Origin of the sequence: Amycolatopsis japonica, from assembly GCF_000732925.1 — a bacterium.
Taxonomy (GTDB): domain Bacteria; phylum Actinomycetota; class Actinomycetes; order Mycobacteriales; family Pseudonocardiaceae; genus Amycolatopsis; species Amycolatopsis japonica.
On record NZ_CP008953.1, the window covers coordinates 5,657,841 to 5,674,395 of the forward strand.

A 16,555-nucleotide genomic window follows, 5' to 3' on the forward strand; every position below is an offset into this window, starting at 1 on the left:
ACCGGATCCAAGACTAGAACACGTTCTCGTTTTTGTCGACCGATCCCCGGTCGAGCGCACTGTGCAGTCCGGCACGCCGACCGGAAAACACGCAGTCGGCCAGCGACAGACCGCTCACATAGGACCTAGAACAGATTCCCACCGCGGTCCGGCCCGCCGCGTACAGACCGCGGATGGGGACCCCGGCCCCGGACCGCACGGCACCGGTCTCCTCGTCGACGACCAGGCCACCCAGGGTCAGCATCGGGCACGGATAGCCGAGGTTCGGCTTGATCGAGACGTCGATCAGCGAATACGGCGCCCGGTCCAGCGGCCGCGCGAATTCCCAGGGCTTACCCACCGGATCCGCGCCGGAACGCGCGGCCTCGACCGTGGCGGCAAGCCCGCCCGGATCGACGCCCGCCTTGCGCGCGACCTCGTCCAGCGACCCGGCGACGACCCGTTGCCGCAGGAGATAGCGCACCTGAAGTCCTTGGAACCATTGGCTTTGCCCGCGCGCGTCCCGTTTGACCTCCCCGACGATGGCGTCGTCGACCAGCAGCCAGCCGCGGCCGCCGTGCTCGGTGATCATGCGTTCGCCGACTGCGGCGCCGTAGCGGGATTCGTCGATGATCCGGCCGCCCGACTCGTCCACGAGCAGACCGCCGAGGAACGCCGACGGCGGGGTGATGAACCGCCAGGCGGAGATCCGCCCGAGTTCGGCGGTGGCGCCGCCCGCCTCGACGCCCATCCGGATACCGGATCCGTCGTCGGCCGAGGTCCCGAGCGCCAGCCCGCCCCGGTACGCGGGCGCGTGTTCGCGCACCATCTCGCGGTTCGCGATGAACCCGCCCGCCGCGAGAACGACCCCGCGCGTGGCGGAAATCCGCAGTTCACGGCCGTATCGGCGTTCGATCCGCTCCGCCCGCCGGTGCAACGACTTCCGCAGCGACGGCACGTAGATCCCCGGTTTCGCGGCATACGCGGACAGCTTCCGATGCGCGGCCCGCACGTGAGCGGGAGCGTCCCGCAGGGTGGACACCACGACGCCGGTGACGGTGCCGTCGTCGTCCACGATCAGGTTCCGCGCCACCGTCTGCGGCAGTACCTGGATCCCGCGGCTCCGGACCGCCTCGGCCAGGCGTTTCATCAGCAGTTTCCCGGAAGTGCCGGGACCCTTGACGCGATGTCCGCGCGGCGCCGGCTTGGCCGCCTCGCGGAAACCGCCTGCCGCCTCGCTGCCCGAGTAGTACAGATAGTGCTTGTCGCTCGGATAAGACGTCTTGTACGGGCACAGACTTCCCTCGAAGGGGACGCCGTTGCCTTCCAGCCAGGAGATCATCTCCGTACTGCCCGCGCAGAACCGCCGCAGGGTCTCCTCGGAGACGACGTCGCCGACCTCGAGCCGCAGGTAGTCGTACATCGCGTCGACGCTGTCGTCGACGCCCGCGTCCCGCTGCTGCGCCGTCCCGCCACCGGCGTAGACGACACCGCCGCTGACCGCGCTCGCGCCACCGCCGGAGAACCGGTCCAGTACGAGCACCCGGGCACCGGCGTCGGCCGCTTCGATCGCCGCGCAGGCGCCCGCCGCACCGAAACCCACGATCACCACATCCGCGACGAGGGAGTCCATGGCCCTACCCTAGAACTAGAACACGTTCTCGTCTATGGTGACTGGAGCAGCGCGGATGCTGCTCGATACTTCCTACAACGTGTTTCAGGTGAGGGGCGTATGGAGTTCGACGTGATCGTGGCGGGCACCGGTGCCGCCGGGATGACCGCCGCACTGTCCGCAGCCCACCGAGGACTCGAGGTCCTGGTCGTGGAGAAGGCCGCCCACTTCGGCGGCTCCACCGCGCGCTCCGGCGGCGGCGTCTGGATCCCCGGCAACCACGCGCTGCGGGCGGCCGGGATCTCCGAACCCCCGGAGCGGGCGCGCGAATACCTCGAAGCGATCGTCGGTGACGTCGTCCCCGCCGAACTGCGGTCGGCCTTCCTCGACCGCGGCCCCGAGGTGCTGTCCTTCGTCTGCGACCACACGCCGTTGCGCTTCCGCTGGGTCCGCGGTTACTCGGACTATCACCCGGAGGCCCCCGGTGGGCGCGCCGGCGGACGCTCGGTCGAACCGGTCGCGCTCGACGGCAACCTGCTCGGCCCGGAACTGGCGAATCTGGAGCCGCCGTACAGCGCTCCCCCGCTGGGCGCGCCGATCACCCAAGCGGACTACCGGTGGCTGAGCCTGCTCGCCCGGCACCCGCGCGGCGTCCTCCGCGTGCTGAGCCTCGGCGGCCGCTGGCTCGCGGGCAGGATCCGCCGTCAGCGGCTGCTGTCCATGGGGCAAGCGCTTGCGGCCGGGCTGCGTGAGGGACTGCGACGGGCTGAGGTTCCCGTGTGGCTGAACACTCCCCTGGTGGATCTGGAGATCGAAGGCGACCGGGTGACCGGCGTCGTCGTGCGCCACGAGGGTGAGGACAAGACGATCCGCGCGCGGCTCGGCGTCGTCCTCGGCGCGGGCGGGTTCGAGCGCAACGAGGAGATGCGGGTCAAGTATCAGCGCGCGCCCATCGGTACGGAGTGGACCGTCGGCGCGGAGGCCAACACCGGCGACGCCATCGACGCCGGGCTCAAACTCGGCGCGGCCGTCGACCTGATGGACGACGCCTGGTGGGGTCCGTCCATCCCGCTCACCGGTGGCCCGTGGTTCGCGCTCGCCGAGCGGTCGCGGCCGGGCTGCCTGATGGTCAACGGGCGGGGTGAGCGTTTCGTCAACGAGTCGGCGCCCTATGTCGAGGCCGTGCACGCGATGTACGGCGACGGGGACGGACCCGGCGAGAACTTCCCGACCTGGCTGGTGTTCGACCAGCGCAACCGCAACCGGTACATGTTCACCGGTCTGGGGCCCCGCCAGCCGCTGCCAGGCCGCTGGTTCAAAGCGGGCATCGCGGTCAAAGCGAGCACCATCGCGAAACTCGCCGAGCGGATCGAAGTCCCGGCCGACGCGCTGGAGGACACCGTGCGCCGGTTCAACGGCTTCGCGAAAAGCGGCGTGGACGAGGACTTCCATCGCGGGCGCAGCGCGTACGACCACTACTACGGCGACCCGCGGAACAAACCCAACCCGAGCCTGGGTCCGCTGGACGTCGCGCCGTACTACGCGGTGAAGATCGTGCCCGGCGACCTGGGCACCAAGGGCGGATTGAGGATCGACCCGCACGCGCGCGTCCTGCGCGAGGACGGGTCGGTCATCGACGGGCTTTACGCGGCGGGCAACACGAGCGCGGCGGTGATGGGCCGCACCTACGCCGGCCCCGGCGCGACGATCGGCCCGGCGATGGTGTTCGGCTACCTTGCGGCCGAGCACCTCGCGCAGCAAGATCACGGTCAACCGGGAGGCAGCCGATGACGACGGAATCCGTACGACAGATCGACGCGGGCGCACCCCCCGCACGGTTCGCGCGCGGGTGGCACTGCCTCGGCCTCGCCGAGACGTTCCGCGACGGGAAACCGCACGCCATCACCGCGTTCGGGACGAAACTGGTGGTCTTCGCCGATTCGTCCGGCAAGCTGAACGTGCTCGACGGGTACTGCCGCCACATGGGCGGCGACCTCACCCAGGGCGAGGTCAAGGGCGACGAGATCGCCTGCCCGTTCCACGACTGGCGCTGGAACGGCAACGGCAAATGCGTGTCGATCCCCTACGCCAAACGGGTTCCGCTGCGGGCGCGCACGAAATCGTGGCAGGTGCTGGAGGAGAACAAGCAGCTGTTCGTCTGGCACGACCCGGAGGGCAACCCGCCGCCGGACGACGTCGTCATCCCCCGGATCGAAGGCATCTTCACCGGCGAGTGGAGCAACTGGACCTGGGACTCGGTGCTCATCGAGGGCTCCAACTGCCGCGAGATCATCGACAACATGGTCGACATGGCGCATTTCTTCTACATCCACTACGCCTTCCCGACCTACTTCAAGAACGTGTTCGAGGGCCACATCGCCACGCAGTACCTGAACACGAAGGGCCGCCCGGACAAGGGCATGGCGTCGAACTACGGCGGCGAGGAGAACCTGCTGCGGTCCGAGGCGTCGTACTTCGGTCCGTCGTACATGATCAACAAGCTGCTCAACACGTACCAGGGTTTCGAGATCGAGAACGTGCTGATCAACTGCCACTACCCGGTCACCGAGAACTCGTTCGTGCTGCAGTGGGGCGTGAGCGTGAAGAAGTTCGAGGGTGTCTCGGACGAGCACGCGGACAAGATCGCCGGGAAGTTCGCCAAGGGTATCGGCGTCGGCTTCCTGCAGGACGTCGAGATCTGGCGCAACAAGACCCGTATCGACAATCCGTTGCTGTGCGAGGAAGACGGGCCGGTGTACCAGCTGCGCCGCTGGTACGACCAGTTCTATGTGGACGCGGCCGACGTCACCGAGGACATGACACAGCGGTTCGAGTTCGAAGTGGACACCAGCCGCGCCAACGAGGTCTGGGCGGCGGAGGTGGCCGAGAACCTGGCACGGCAGCAGGCGGAAGAGGCCGGGGTGTGAAGCCCGAGACCGTCGAATTCCTCACCGCCGGGCTGCGGCCGCTGACCTGCCGCTCGTGCGGGACGTGCGTGCTGGTCAAGAAGAACAGCATGCAGCACACCAGCATCCAGTGGACGAGTGACGCGTCCCGGAGCTGCCCGGTGTTCGCCGAACAGAAGGCGTCCGGGGCGCAGACGGCGTTGCTCGACACCTGCGGCAATCTCACCGAGAGCATCGAGATCGCCTTGAAAGACGGCCTGCTGGAGGTGCCCGAATGAGCGGTCCCGTCACCGTGACCGTGGCCGAGGTGATCACCGAGACGGCCGACGCGCGGTCGATCGTGTTCGACATCCCGGCCGAGCACGTCTCCGCTTTCGCTTACGTCCCAGGGCAGTTCCTCACCGTCCGGGTGCCGAGCGACCGGACCGGTTCGGTGGCCCGCTGTTACTCGCTCTCCAGCGCGCCGCACGAGGGCCGGGTGCAGGTCACCGTCAAACGCACCGCCGACGGCTACGGGTCGAACTGGCTGTGCGACAACCTCCGGGCGGGGCAAGAGGTCCAGGTCCTCCCGCCCGCCGGGGTGTTCAGTCCCGCGTCGCTCGACGAGGACTTCCTGCTGCTCGCGGGCGGCAGCGGGATCACGCCGGTGATGTCGATCCTCAAATCCGCGCTGGAGCACGGCACCGGCAAGGTGGTGCTCCTGTACGCGAACCGCGACGAGAGCTCGGTGATCTTCGCGCGAGAACTGGCGGACCTCGCCGCTCGGTACTCCGACCGGCTGGTCGTCGTGCACTGGCTGGAGAGCCTGCAGGGGCTGCCGACGGAAGCTCACCTGCGCACGCTGGTGGCGCCGTACACCGCGCACGAGGCGTTCCTCTGCGGCCCGGGGCCGTTCATGGACGCGGCACGCACGGTGCTCAAGGACCTCGGGCTGCCGCGCAAGCGGATCCACCTGGAGCGGTTCCTGTCGCTGGGCGGGAACCCGTTCGAGGTGGCCGAGCCCGTCGCCGTCGAAGAGGCCGAGACCCCGGCGTCGGTCGAGGTCACCCTCGACGGCGAGACCAAGAACCTCGCGTGGCCTCGCCGGACGAAACTGCTGGACCTGTTGCTGGAAAAGGGTTTCGACGCGCCGTACTCGTGCCGCGAGGGCCAGTGCAGCGCGTGCGCCTGCCGGATCGTCTCCGGCGAGGTGAAGATGCTGAACAACGAGGTCCTCGACGGCGACGACATCGCCGAAGGCATCGTGCTGGCGTGCCAGTCCCTGCCGCTGACCGACGAGGTCACCGTCACCTACGAGTAGGAGTTCCCCCGTGCCCATCGATCCTTCGGTCGCGATCGGCGCCGACCTCGGCGAGGTGAGTTTCGCCTGGACCGCGTCGGACGTGCAGCTCTACCACCTGGCGCTGGGCGCCGGCGCGGACCCGATGAGCCCGCGCGAACTGCGCTACACCTACGAAGAGGGCCTCCAGGTGCTGCCGACGTTCGCCACCGTGGCGGCGAACCTGCGCGTGTTCGAGCCGCCCGCGGTCTCGTTCCCCGGCGTCGAGGTCGACCTCGGGAAAGTGCTGCACGGCAAGCAGGAGGTCATCGCGCACCGGCCCATCCCGGTCTCGGGGAAGGCCGTGGCGCGGACGCGGATCGTCGACGTCTTCGACAAGGGCAAGGCGGCCGTGATCGTGAACGAGACGGTCGCCACCGACTCGGACGGCACTCCACTGTGGACACTGCGATCGAGCATCTTCGCCCGCGGTGAAGGAGGTTTCGGCGGCGAACGCGGTCCGTCCGACCGGGCCGAACCCCCGTCGCGGGAGCCGGACGCCGTCATCGACACCCCGACGCTGCCGCAACAGGCGCTGCTCTACCGGCTCTGCGGGGACCGCAACCCCCTGCACGCCGATCCCGCGTTCGCCGCGGCGGCCGGGTTCGACAGGCCGATCCTGCACGGCCTGTGCACCTACGGCGTCGTCGCGAAGGCGGTCACCGACGCGTGCCTCGACGGCGACACCACCCGCGTCGCGTCGTTCTCGGCCAAGTTCGCCGGCGTCGTCTTCCCCGGCGAACCGCTGCGGACCCGCGTCTGGCGCGAGCCCGCCGGGCTGCTGATCGCGACCACGGCGCCGGACCGGGACGACGCGCCCGTCCTTTCCGACACTTTCTTGACCACGACAGACTGAATCATCGTTCCCGCAGGTAGCGCACCTGGCTAGACTCGGCCGGGTGCGCCCCTTGATCTCGGACCCGTATGCCGAACTCGGCCGGGACTACGCGCGATCGAGACGGCCGGATCCCCGCGTCGCCGCCGCCATCACCGCGGCCCTCGGCGACGCGCGCTCGGTGGTCAACGTCGGGGCGGGAGCCGGTTCCTACGAGCCGGAAGACCGCGACGTGGTGGCCGTCGAGCCGTCACGGCGGATGATCGCGCAGCGTCCCGCCACGGCGGCGCCCGCCGTCCAGGCGTGCGCGGAAGGCCTGCCCTTCGCCGACGGCGCCTTCGACGTCGCCCTGGCGGTGCTCACCGTGCACCACTGGACGGACGTGACCGCCGGGCTGGCCGAGTTGCGGCGCGTCTCCCGCCGCCAGGTGATCGTGACCTGGGACCAGGCGGTGTTCGCGCGGTTCTGGCTCGTGCGCGACTACCTGCCGGAGATCGCCGAACACGAGAGCAGGCTGGCCTGTCTCGACCGGGTCGTCGAAGAACTGACCGAGGCGGGCCAGGTGCCCGCGGTGGCTCCGCTGCCGGTGCCGTCGGACTGCGTCGACGGGTTCCTCGGCGCGTATTGGCGCAGGCCGGAGGCGTACCTGTCCGAGCGCGTGCGCGCGGGGATGTCGGGGGTGGCCTTGCTGGACCAGAACGTCGTCGCGACGGCGGTCGAGCGGCTGCGCGCCGATCTCGCGGACGGGCACTGGCACCGGCACCACGTCGGGCTGCTCGGCCGGACGGAACTCGACCTCGGGTATCGCGTCGTCACCACGTGACCGAGTACACAGTGGACACTCCCGCGACGTGAACGGCGGTCGACCCCGGCCGCGAGGCATGGTATTCATGGCTCTCGTGACGGCAGGGACGGGAGCGGCATGACGACGGAGTACTTCGTGGTCCGTGGCCAGGTGGAGAAGGGCGATCAGCGGGGCAGGGAACTGGGTTTCCCGACCGCCAACATCGCGCTGCGCGACCAGGACGGCCAGGTCGGCGACGGAGTGTGGGCGGGCTGGACCGAACGTGCCGACGGCACCCGGATCGCGGCCGCGGTCTCGGTCGGCAGGCGGCCGACCTACTACGGCGCGGACGGTTATCGGCTCGTCGAGGCGCATCTGCTGGACTTCAGCGGCGACCTCTACGGCGAGGTGCTGACCGTCTGGCTGGGCCACCACCTGCGCGAGCAGGAGGCGTACCCGTCGTCGGAGGCGCTGATCGTCGCGCTCAACAAGGACATCGCCGACGCCCGCAAGTGGGCCGCGGAGAACCCGGCCGACGGTTTGCCGGACGCGGGTGCCGCGGAGGCCGGTGTCGTGCGGCGCGTGCCGCTCGGTTCCTAGACCGCCGCAGGACCTCTGCTTCAAGCAGTCCGATCGCCCACGACCGCCGTCTGGCGAGGTCGCGAAAGCCACTTTCGCGACCTTGGATGTCTCGAAAGTGGCTTTCGCGACACGTCTTCCAGCCCGGCTTCCCAAGAAGTTGCGAAAGCCACTTTCGCAACGTTGAGTGTTGCGAAAGTGGCTTTCGCGACACGCGCGACGGCTCCCGCCCCTAGACCGCCGCGCCCAGCAGCATGTACCCCATGCCGAGCCCCATGATCACCCGGCACACCCGCCGCGACGTCTGACCGGAGGCCGTGGCGCCCCGCGACGCCAGCACCCCGGCGCGTACGGCGTCCGCCGCGAAATACGCGGCCACGGCGCCGAACAGCAGCGAAAGCCACAGCGCGGAAGTGCCGCCGGGGCCGGACATCACCAGCCACGGCCCGCGGGTCACCTCGCTGTGCGGCATGAACGTCACCATGAACAGCATCGCGACGGCGGACACGGCGTGATGCCCGCACGACGTGTGCCCGGAGCGCCTGCCCTTCCACCACGAGACGGCGAACCATCCCGCGGTCAGCGCCAGCACCGCCTGCCAGCCCGCCGCCGGGATCGGGCCGCCCACCGGCGACAGCATCGCGACCATGGCGACGACGAGCAGCAGTTCGGCCAGGTCGCCGTTGCGGACCGCCGCGCCCTGCCTGCCGTAGTCCAGCCGGACGAGTCTCAGCACGCAGGGCAGGACGAGCGCGGCGAACACCGCGGTCAGGGCCCACGCGACGACGATTGGTCCAGACATGGCACCTCCCGGCCGGTAACCCCTTCACCGTGGCAGGTGGCGCTCTAGTACACCATCGGGCATTGAGGTGATCTCAGAGCCTGTTGGCGGAGCTGAGATTTGATCCGGAAGGCGACCGCACGCGTGAACCCGCTGTGCCGAATCACCGGCGGGTTCACCAACAGGCACTCAGCCCGCGGTCAGGACCAGTCCGCTCGTGGGTACGCCGGTGCCGGCGGTCACCAGCACACGCGCGGCCCCATCGACCTGGTTGACGGCGTCGCCCCGCAGCTGCCGGACCCCTTCGGCGATCCCGTTCATCCCGTGGATGTAAGCCTCCCCCAGCTGCCCGCCGTGCGGGTTGAGCGGGAGCTTCCCGTCGAGTTCCAGGGTGCCGCCGCCGATGAAGTCCTTGGCCTCGCCCTTCCCGCAGAAGCCGAGTTCTTCCAGCTGCATCAGGACATAAGGGGTGAAGTGGTCGTACAGCACCGCGAGGTCCATGTCGCCCGGACCCAGCCCGGACTGCTCCCACAACTGCCGTCCCACGACACCCATTTCGGGCAGCGCCGGGAGATCGTCGCGGTAGTAGCTGGTCATCACGTACTGGTCCGGCCCGCTCCCCTGCGCCGCCGCCGCGATCACGGCGGGCCGGTGCGGCAGGTCGCGCGCCCGCTCGGCGCTGACGATCACCAGGGCGACCCCTCCGTCGCTCTCCTGGCAGCAGTCCAGCAGATGCAACGGTTCGGCGACCCAGCGGGAGGCCTGATGCTCTTCCAGTGTGATCGGCTTGCCGTAGAACCACGCCCGGGGGTTGGTCGCCGCGCGGGCTCGGTCGACGACGGCCACCCGGCCGAAATCCTCGCTGGTCGCGCCGTACTCGTGCATGTAGCGCCGGGCGAGCATGGCGACGGTCGCGGCCGGCGTCGCGATGCCCATCGGGTAGTGGAAGGCGTTGTCGACGCCGGACGAGTTCACCTGCCCCGCCGCGGCCGAGGACACCTGCCCGAACCGCATCCCGGACCGTTCGTTGAACGCCCGGTACGCGACGACGACGTCCGCGACCCCGGTCGCGACGGCCATCGCGGCCTGTTGCACGGTCGCGGCCGCCGCCCCGCCGCCGTAGTGGATCCGGCTGAAGAACTTGAGCTCCGGGATGCCGAGCTCCCGCGCGACGGCGATCTCGCTGTTGCCGTCCATGGTGAACGACACCAATCCGTCCACATCGGACGGAGTGAGCCCGGCGTCCTTCAGCGCGCTCGAAACCGCTTCCGCCGCCAGCCGCAGCTCACTGCGCCCGGAATCCTTCGAGAACTCCGTCGCACCGATCCCGGCGATGGCCGCCCGTCCGGAGAGGGTCATCACTCGCCTCCCAACGTGATCGCCACGGTGCCCACCACATGTTCACCGAGACTGTCCACACCGGACACCGAGACCACGACGTCGTCGCCGTCCCGTTCCGTGACCCGGCCGGTGAAGGTCAGCGTGTCGTAGGCGTAGCAAGGTACCCCGAGCCGGATCTTGATCGAGCGCACGAACGCCTCCGGGCCCGCCCAGTCGGTCACGAACCGTTGCACCAGGCCGGTGTCGGTGAGGATGTTGAGGAAGATGTCCTTCGAGCCGCGCTGGACGGCGGCGTCGCGATCGTGGTGGACGTCCTGAAAGTCCCGCGTCGCCAGCGCGGTGCTCACCACGAAGGTCGGGGTGGCCTCGATCGTCAGCGGCGGCAGCTCGGTGCCGACCGAACAGTCCTTCATCGCGCGACCCTCCAAGCGGGCAACGTCAGTTCCTCGTCGATCTTCACGAAGGCCACTTCCACCGGGAGTCCGATGCGGACGGTTTCGGGATCGGTGTCGAGCAGCTCGCCCATCACCCGGACACCCTCCTCCAGTTCGACGAGCGCGACCACGAACGGCAGATCCTTGCCGGGGACCTTCGGATGGTGGTGCACCACGTAGCTGTAGACCGTTCCGCGTCCGCACGCGAAGACGTAGTCCGGCTTGGCGTCGAAGTCTCCGTCCGGCGGCATGGGGCCGGGCGGATGCCGCAAGGTCTCGCCCCAGCGTTGGATCCGCAGTTCCCCTTCCCGCAGACCGGTCCAGAAGAACTCGGTGTCCTTGCTGATCACCGGCCGCAGCACGGGCGCGGCCGTCTTGGCGGGCCCGGCGGACGGCGGACGGAACTTCAGCACCCGGAACACCATGTCCGCGACGGCCTCGTCGCCGACGTACCAGGTGGTCTTCGTCGTCACGAACCAGCCTTCGCCCAGCGCGGTGCGTTTGGGCCCGACGACGCTTTCGAGTTTCGCGGTCGCGGCGACCCGTTCGCCGTGCCGCAGATACCGGAAGTAGTTCTGCTCGGAGTTCGTCGCGACGACCGAGGTGAACCCGGCCTCGTCGAGCACCTCCATCATCGCGCCGAGGGGATCGTCCGACGCCCTCGTCCAGTGCAGCCCGCCCATCGTCCACACCTGCGCCATCGCGGGCGGCGCGACGAGTCCCTTGTGGACACTCGCGGCGGCGAACTCCTCATCGACGTACACGGGATTACGATCGCCGATGGCTTCGACCCAGTTGTTCACCATCGCCTGGTTGACCGCGTCGCGCGCGGCCCTCGGCGCGGATTCCCCGCGCGCGGCGATGCGTTCGGCCGCTTCCTGGATGCTCATCGCGGCACCCTCGGCAGGCCGAGCCCGGCGGTGGCGATCAGCTCGCGCTGGATCTCGCTGACGCCGCCGCCGAAGGTCAGCACCAGATTGCGTTTGGCCACCACGTCCAGCCACTGCGCCAGGTCAGTGGTTTCGGCGTCGGCCTGATCGCCGTGTCGCGCCACGATCTCCTCCAGTTTCCTGGTCAGCCCCTGGATGCGCTCGGAGCCGACGATCTTCGTGGCCGACGCGTCGGCCACCGCCACCGGTCCGGTCGCCGACGACGCCGCGACCTGCCAGTTCAGCAGTTCGTTGATCCGCGCGGTCGCCAGGGTTTCCGCGAGTACGGCCCGGACGTCGGGAAGCTGGAGCAGAGGAGTCCCGTCCGGGGTCTTCCTCGACGCCGCCCACACGCGGACACGGTCGTGGAGACCGCCGATCCGGCCGGCGGGGCCGAGCATGACGCGTTCGTGGTTCAGCTGCGTGGTGATCAGCCGCCAGCCCTCGTTCTCCTTGCCCACCAGCATGTTCGCGGGCACCCGGACGTCCGAGTAGTAGGTGGCGTTCACGTGGTGGGCGCCGTCGCAGGTGATGATCGGCGTCCACGAGTAGCCCGGATCGCGGGTGTCCATGATGAGGATCGAGATCCCCTTGTGCCTGGGCGCGCCGGGATCGGTGCGCACGGCCAGCCAGATGTAGTCGGCGTCGTGCCCGCCGGTGGTGAAGATCTTCTGACCGTTGACGACGTACTCGTCCCCCTCGCGCACCGCCGTCGTGCGCAGTGCCGCCAGGTCCGTCCCCGCCTCGGGTTCGGTGTAACCGATGGCGAAATGCACCTCGCCCGCGAGGATCTTGGGCAGGAACAGGGCTTTCTGCTCTTCAGTGCCGAACGCCTGCAACGTGGGGCCGACGGTCTGCAGGGTCACCGACGGCAGCTGGACATCGGCACGGGCGGCCTCGTCGACGAAGATGTGCTGCTCGATCTCGCCGAAACCCCGGCCGCCGTACTGTTCCGGCCAGCCGACGCCGAGCCATCCGTCGCGGCCCATCCGGCGCACGATCTCGCGGTACACCGGCCCGTGCCGCTCCCGCAGCATCGCGCGCCGCTCGTCCGGGCTCACCAGCCCGGCGAAGTACTCGCGCAGTTCGGAGCGCAATTCGTGTTGCGCCGCGGTCAATTCGATCAGCATCGGTTCACCCCGCCACCAGTTCGCCCAGACCGGCCAGCCGATACGAGGCGCCGCCGAGCGTTCGTCCCAGATCCTTGACCGCCGACGAGAACCGGTGCAGTGGATACGTTTCGTCCACGCCGATCCCGCCGTGCAGGTGATGGCAGACGGCCAGCGCCGCGGGCGCCTCCTCCGCCAGCCAGTAGGCCGCGATGTCGAGTTCCGCGTCGGCGTCGAGCCCCGCCGCGAGCCGCCAGACCGCCGACCGCGCGGCCAGCTGGACCGTCCTCGAAGCGACGTAGACGTCCGCGATCTGTTGCGCCACTGCCTGGAACGCCGCCAGCGGGCGCCCGAACTGCTCCCGTTCGCCGACGTGTTCCGTGGTCAGCGCGAGCGCGCCGGCGAGCAGCCCGTCGCCGAACGCCACGGCGCCCGCGAGCGCGAACCGGTGCAGCGTCGCGATCGACTCGCCGGGGCCGTGCCCGTTGAGAAGATCGGCGTCGGTGACGGTCACCGAGTCCAGCGTCATCGTGTAATCCGGTGTGCCGGAAGAGGTTCTCGTCGGCGTCAGGGTCACGCCGTCCGCGCGCGGGTCGACGAGGAAGACGCCGGTGCCGCCGGGCAGCGAGGCGGGCGTCAGGATCCGGGTCGCCTCCGCCGCGAACGGCACGCCGACCTTGACCCCGCTCAGCCGCCAGTCCCCCGCCGATTCCGCGACGGTCGCGGGCCTGGTGGTGAACGGCGCGGAAGGTTCGTTCAGCGCGGCGGTCAGCACGGAGTCACCCGCGGCGACCGGCGGGAGCAGCGCCGAGCGCTGATCCGGCCCACCGAGCGCGGTGACCGGCAGGACACCGAAGGCCAGCGACGCCAGCGCGGGCGACGGCGAGGCGACGCGGCCGAGTTCGGTCAGCACCAAGGCGACTTCGGCGACGCCGAGGCCGTCGCCGCCGAGTTCGGCGGGCAGCGCCAAGGCGAGCAAACCGGCGTCGGCCAGCGCACGCCACGTGTCCGCGGGCTCACGCTCCTTGCCGAGCACACGCGCGGCCAGCGCGGTGACCTCGGTCTGCGTCTCGTCGAACTGGAAGTCCACACTGGCTCCTCACCGGGGCGAACGGGCACAATATTGAAACCTGTTCTAGTCTTATCCGGAAGGAGCCGCGACGGCAAGGGGGAGGATCTAGGAGGTGGCCTCGATCAGTTCCGCGAGCGCGTCGGCGAAATGGTCGGCGAGCGGCCACAGGTCACCGGTGAGTTCACGGGCGCCGAGCAGGCCGACGTCCACCCTGCCCGCGTTGGACAGCACGGTGATGTTGAGCCCGGCGCCGTGGAACACCGGGCCGAGGGGATAAAGCCCGGTGATCCGGCAGCCCAGCAGGTACAACGGCATCGGCGGGCCGGGCACGTTGGAGACCACCAGGTTGTGCACCACCGGATGCCGTTCGGCCAGGCGCAGCGCGGAATACGCACGGACCGCGAGCCCGAACATGGTCGCCGCCGAGAACTGCGCCCAGTCCTGGAGCATGTCCGCGTCGATGTCGTGGTGATGGTCCTTGGACAGCCGGTTCGATTCCGCGAGCATGAACACGCGCGCGGCGGGATCCTCCAGATGGGTGGGCAGCGACGCGAAGAACGCCGAGACCTTGTTGATCCCGTGCTCGCGCTCGGTGCGTCCGTGCACCGACACCGGAACGGTCGCCACCAGCGGATCCTCCGGCAGTTCGCCCCGATCCCGCAGGAACTGCCGCAGGGCGCCGGCGACCACGGCGAGGACGACGTCGTTGACGGTCACCCCGAAGGCGTTCTTGACCCGCTTGACGTCGTCGAGGTCGAGAGAGGCGTAGGCGACGCTGCGGTGCGCGGTGATCGTCCCGTTGAACGAGGTCCGCGGCGCCGTGAACGGAACCGGCATTCCCTTGCCCTGCAACGCTTTGCCCAGCCATCTCGGCACGAGTTCGAGCAGACCGGGGAGCAGTTTCGCCACCTCGACCGGACGTTTCGCGAACGACGTCAGCCCCGCACCGAACAGCGCTCGCCTGCCGGGAACGTCCGCGTTGCGGCGTTCGTCCTGGGTGATCTCCGGCGGCGGGGCGTCCGGTTCGAGCCCGGCGAGGGAGGCGATCAGGCTGGCGCCGCCGACCCCGTCGACGCTGGCGTGGTGCATCTTCAGCAGGACCGCGATCCCGCCGTCGGCGAGGCCTTCGATGACGTGCAACTGCCACAGCGGCTGCGCGCGGTCCAGGCGTTGTCCCGCGATGTGGGCGCAGAGTTCGGCCAGTTCCCGCCGGTCGCCGGGCGCCGGTACGCCGATGCGGTGAACGTGGGCTTCGAGGTCGAAGTCCTCGTCCTCCACCCAGACCGGATGCGCGAGATTCCAGAGTGGATTGTGCAGCTTGCGCCGGAACGCCGGGATCAGCTCGACCCGTTCGGCCAGTTTCTCCTTGAAGCGCTCGAAATCGTAGCCGCCGGGCATGGTCGAACCGTCCAAGGTGAGCAGCCCGCACACGTGCAGTACCTGGGCCGGTGTCTCCAGGTACAGAAAACTCGCGTCCAGACCACTCAATCTCTGCATAAGAATCACCTTAAGTGAACTTTGCAACCCGTTCTAGGCGGTCACCCGGCGGTAGGATCGGTGGCCATGCAGCCGAGTTTCGTCGTCCGACAGGCACTCCAGCTCGCGCTCACCGCGAACGCGCTGAAGCCGCCGAGAGGCGCCCGGACGGCGGTCCCGGCGTTCTTCGCGGGCTGGCTCACCGGGGAGCTCGCCCCGCATCTGCTCGCGCTCACCGCGGCCGACGCGGCGGCGCACGTCGCCCGGCACCGCGGCGCGTCGAGCAAGGCGGGGCTCGCCCTCGCGGCGGCGTCGGCGGCCGGTCTCGGCACGCTGATCGCGCAGTCGCAGCGCGCCCGCGACGAGATCGAGACCGCGCTGACCGAAGGCATCGGCGACGCGTACGCCGACGAACTCGAGCACCCGCCGAGCCCGACCGACCTCGCGACGCCGTGGGGCCAGCTGGCCATGCCGTTCCGCATGCGCGACCCGGAGGTCCGGCGGACGCGCAACGTCGCCTACGCGCCCGGCGGGAAACGGTTCCTGCTCGACATCTACGCCCCGCGTGAACCGGTCACCGGCGCGCCGATCCTGCTGCAGGTGCACGGCGGCGCCTGGGTGATCGGCAACAAGGACCAGCAGGGCCTGCCGCTGATGCTGCACATGGCCAAACGCGGCTGGATCTGCGTCGCGATCAACTACCCGCTCTCCCCCGCCGCCCGCTGGCCCGCGCATATCGTCGCCGCGAAACGCGCGCTGGCCTGGATCCGGGACAACGCCGAGACCTACGGCGGCGACCCGTCCTTCGTCGCCGTCACCGGCGGATCCGCGGGCGGGCATCTCGCCGCGCTGCTGGCACTGACCGCCAACGACCCCGCGCTGCAGCCCGGCTTCACCGAAGCCGACACGAGCATCCAGGCGTGCGCCCCGCACTACGGCGTGTACGACTTCGCCGCGACCAGCGGACGGCGCTCCAGCCAGACGCGGCTGAAGACGCTCATCGCCCGGCACGTCTTCGAGGCGGACCGGGATCCGGTGAACTTCCTCGACGACTACATCGCGGCGTCCCCGCTCGACCGCATCACCGAGGACGCGCCGCCGTTCTTCGTCATCCACGGCGTCCACGATTCGCTGGTGCCGGTGGGCGAGGCACGCGAATTCGTGCGGCGCCTGCGGGACAAGTCCCAGCGTGAGGTCGCGTACGCGGAGATCTCCGGCGCGCAGCACGCCTTCGACGTCTTCCCCTCGATCCGCAGCGCCCACGTGGTGCGCGGGGTGGAACGGTTCCTGGAGTGGAGCTATCGCACCTGGCGGCGCCGCTCCGGCTCCTCGTGAGCTGGTTCCCGACCTGGGGTCCGTGAAGGCCTCCTTGAGGGACTCTGGGTCCCTCAAGGAGGCCT

16 protein-coding genes are annotated in these 16,555 nt (G+C 69.7%); 8 read left to right on the forward strand and 8 right to left on the reverse strand.

What is annotated here, in order from left to right; translation table 11 throughout:
- Positions 1-13: 13 nt before the first annotated feature.
- Positions 14-1,612: an FAD-binding protein gene (locus AJAP_RS26075; RefSeq protein WP_038516036.1), complete on the reverse strand. Its 1,599-nt coding sequence runs from the start codon at positions 1,610-1,612 to the stop codon at positions 14-16.
- Between the two features lie 99 nt (positions 1,613-1,711).
- On the opposite strand from AJAP_RS26075, the gene kstD reads away from it, so the two are divergent.
- The 7 genes from kstD to AJAP_RS26110 all read left to right on the forward strand — a co-directional run bounded on the left by kstD (position 1,712) and on the right by AJAP_RS26110 (position 8,034).
- The gene (kstD, locus tag AJAP_RS26080) at positions 1,712-3,382 is read left to right on the forward strand and encodes a 3-oxosteroid 1-dehydrogenase (RefSeq protein ID WP_038516039.1); all 1,671 of its coding nucleotides are present in this window, start codon (positions 1,712-1,714) and stop codon (positions 3,380-3,382) included.
- Positions 3,379-4,518: a Rieske 2Fe-2S domain-containing protein gene (locus tag AJAP_RS26085; RefSeq protein ID WP_016332852.1), complete on the forward strand. Its 1,140-nt coding sequence runs from the start codon at positions 3,379-3,381 to the stop codon at positions 4,516-4,518. Before kstD ends, AJAP_RS26085 begins: the two co-directional genes overlap by 4 nt.
- Positions 4,515-4,775, forward strand: a complete 261-nt coding sequence (locus tag AJAP_RS26090; RefSeq protein ID WP_037343565.1) for a hypothetical protein — start codon at positions 4,515-4,517, stop codon at positions 4,773-4,775. Before AJAP_RS26085 ends, AJAP_RS26090 begins: the two co-directional genes overlap by 4 nt.
- Positions 4,772-5,797 (forward strand): ferredoxin--NADP reductase, encoded by a 1,026-nt coding sequence (locus tag AJAP_RS26095; RefSeq protein WP_038516043.1) that lies wholly within the window; start codon positions 4,772-4,774, stop codon positions 5,795-5,797. Before AJAP_RS26090 ends, AJAP_RS26095 begins: the two co-directional genes overlap by 4 nt.
- Before the next feature lie 10 nt (positions 5,798-5,807).
- Complete coding sequence (locus AJAP_RS26100; RefSeq protein WP_038516046.1) at positions 5,808-6,671, forward strand: MaoC/PaaZ C-terminal domain-containing protein; 864 nt, start codon at positions 5,808-5,810, stop codon at positions 6,669-6,671.
- 52 nt (positions 6,672-6,723) lie between these two features.
- A complete protein-coding gene (locus AJAP_RS26105; protein WP_038516049.1) occupies positions 6,724-7,473 on the forward strand; it encodes a class I SAM-dependent methyltransferase in 750 nt (249 codons plus the stop codon).
- A 99-nt stretch (positions 7,474-7,572) separates the two neighbouring features.
- Positions 7,573-8,034 carry a riboflavin kinase gene (locus AJAP_RS26110; RefSeq protein ID WP_038516050.1) on the forward strand — a complete coding sequence of 154 codons (462 nt, stop codon included), beginning with the start codon at positions 7,573-7,575 and terminating at the stop codon, positions 8,032-8,034.
- 211 nt (positions 8,035-8,245) lie between these two features.
- On the opposite strand, the gene AJAP_RS26115 is transcribed toward AJAP_RS26110, so the two are convergent.
- The 7 genes from AJAP_RS26115 to AJAP_RS26145 form a co-directional block, all read right to left on the reverse strand.
- Positions 8,246-8,815, reverse strand: a complete 570-nt coding sequence (locus tag AJAP_RS26115) for a DUF5134 domain-containing protein (protein WP_038516053.1) — start codon at positions 8,813-8,815, stop codon at positions 8,246-8,248.
- A 168-nt stretch (positions 8,816-8,983) separates the two neighbouring features.
- The gene (locus AJAP_RS26120) at positions 8,984-10,153 is read right to left on the reverse strand and encodes a lipid-transfer protein (protein WP_037343549.1); all 1,170 of its coding nucleotides are present in this window, start codon (positions 10,151-10,153) and stop codon (positions 8,984-8,986) included.
- On the reverse strand, positions 10,153-10,548 hold the full coding sequence (locus tag AJAP_RS26125; protein ID WP_038516056.1) for a MaoC family dehydratase: 396 nt from the start codon (positions 10,546-10,548) through the stop codon (positions 10,153-10,155). The genes AJAP_RS26120 and AJAP_RS26125 overlap by 1 nt, the downstream gene beginning before the upstream one ends.
- Positions 10,545-11,459 (reverse strand): bifunctional MaoC family dehydratase N-terminal/OB-fold nucleic acid binding domain-containing protein, encoded by a 915-nt coding sequence (locus AJAP_RS26130; RefSeq protein WP_038516059.1) that lies wholly within the window; start codon positions 11,457-11,459, stop codon positions 10,545-10,547. Before AJAP_RS26130 ends, AJAP_RS26125 begins: the two co-directional genes overlap by 4 nt.
- Positions 11,456-12,628: an acyl-CoA dehydrogenase family protein gene (locus AJAP_RS26135; protein ID WP_038516062.1), complete on the reverse strand. Its 1,173-nt coding sequence runs from the start codon at positions 12,626-12,628 to the stop codon at positions 11,456-11,458. Before AJAP_RS26135 ends, AJAP_RS26130 begins: the two co-directional genes overlap by 4 nt.
- Before the next feature lie 4 nt (positions 12,629-12,632).
- Positions 12,633-13,697: an acyl-CoA dehydrogenase family protein gene (locus AJAP_RS26140; RefSeq protein WP_038516065.1), complete on the reverse strand. Its 1,065-nt coding sequence runs from the start codon at positions 13,695-13,697 to the stop codon at positions 12,633-12,635.
- Positions 13,698-13,784: 87 nt separating this feature from the next.
- Positions 13,785-15,176: a WS/DGAT/MGAT family O-acyltransferase gene (locus AJAP_RS26145; RefSeq protein ID WP_038516067.1), complete on the reverse strand. Its 1,392-nt coding sequence runs from the start codon at positions 15,174-15,176 to the stop codon at positions 13,785-13,787.
- Positions 15,177-15,242: 66 nt separating this feature from the next.
- On the opposite strand from AJAP_RS26145, the gene AJAP_RS26150 reads away from it, so the two are divergent.
- Positions 15,243-16,490 carry an alpha/beta hydrolase gene (locus tag AJAP_RS26150; protein WP_038516070.1) on the forward strand — a complete coding sequence of 416 codons (1,248 nt, stop codon included), beginning with the start codon at positions 15,243-15,245 and terminating at the stop codon, positions 16,488-16,490.
- Positions 16,491-16,555: the final 65 nt, after the last annotated feature.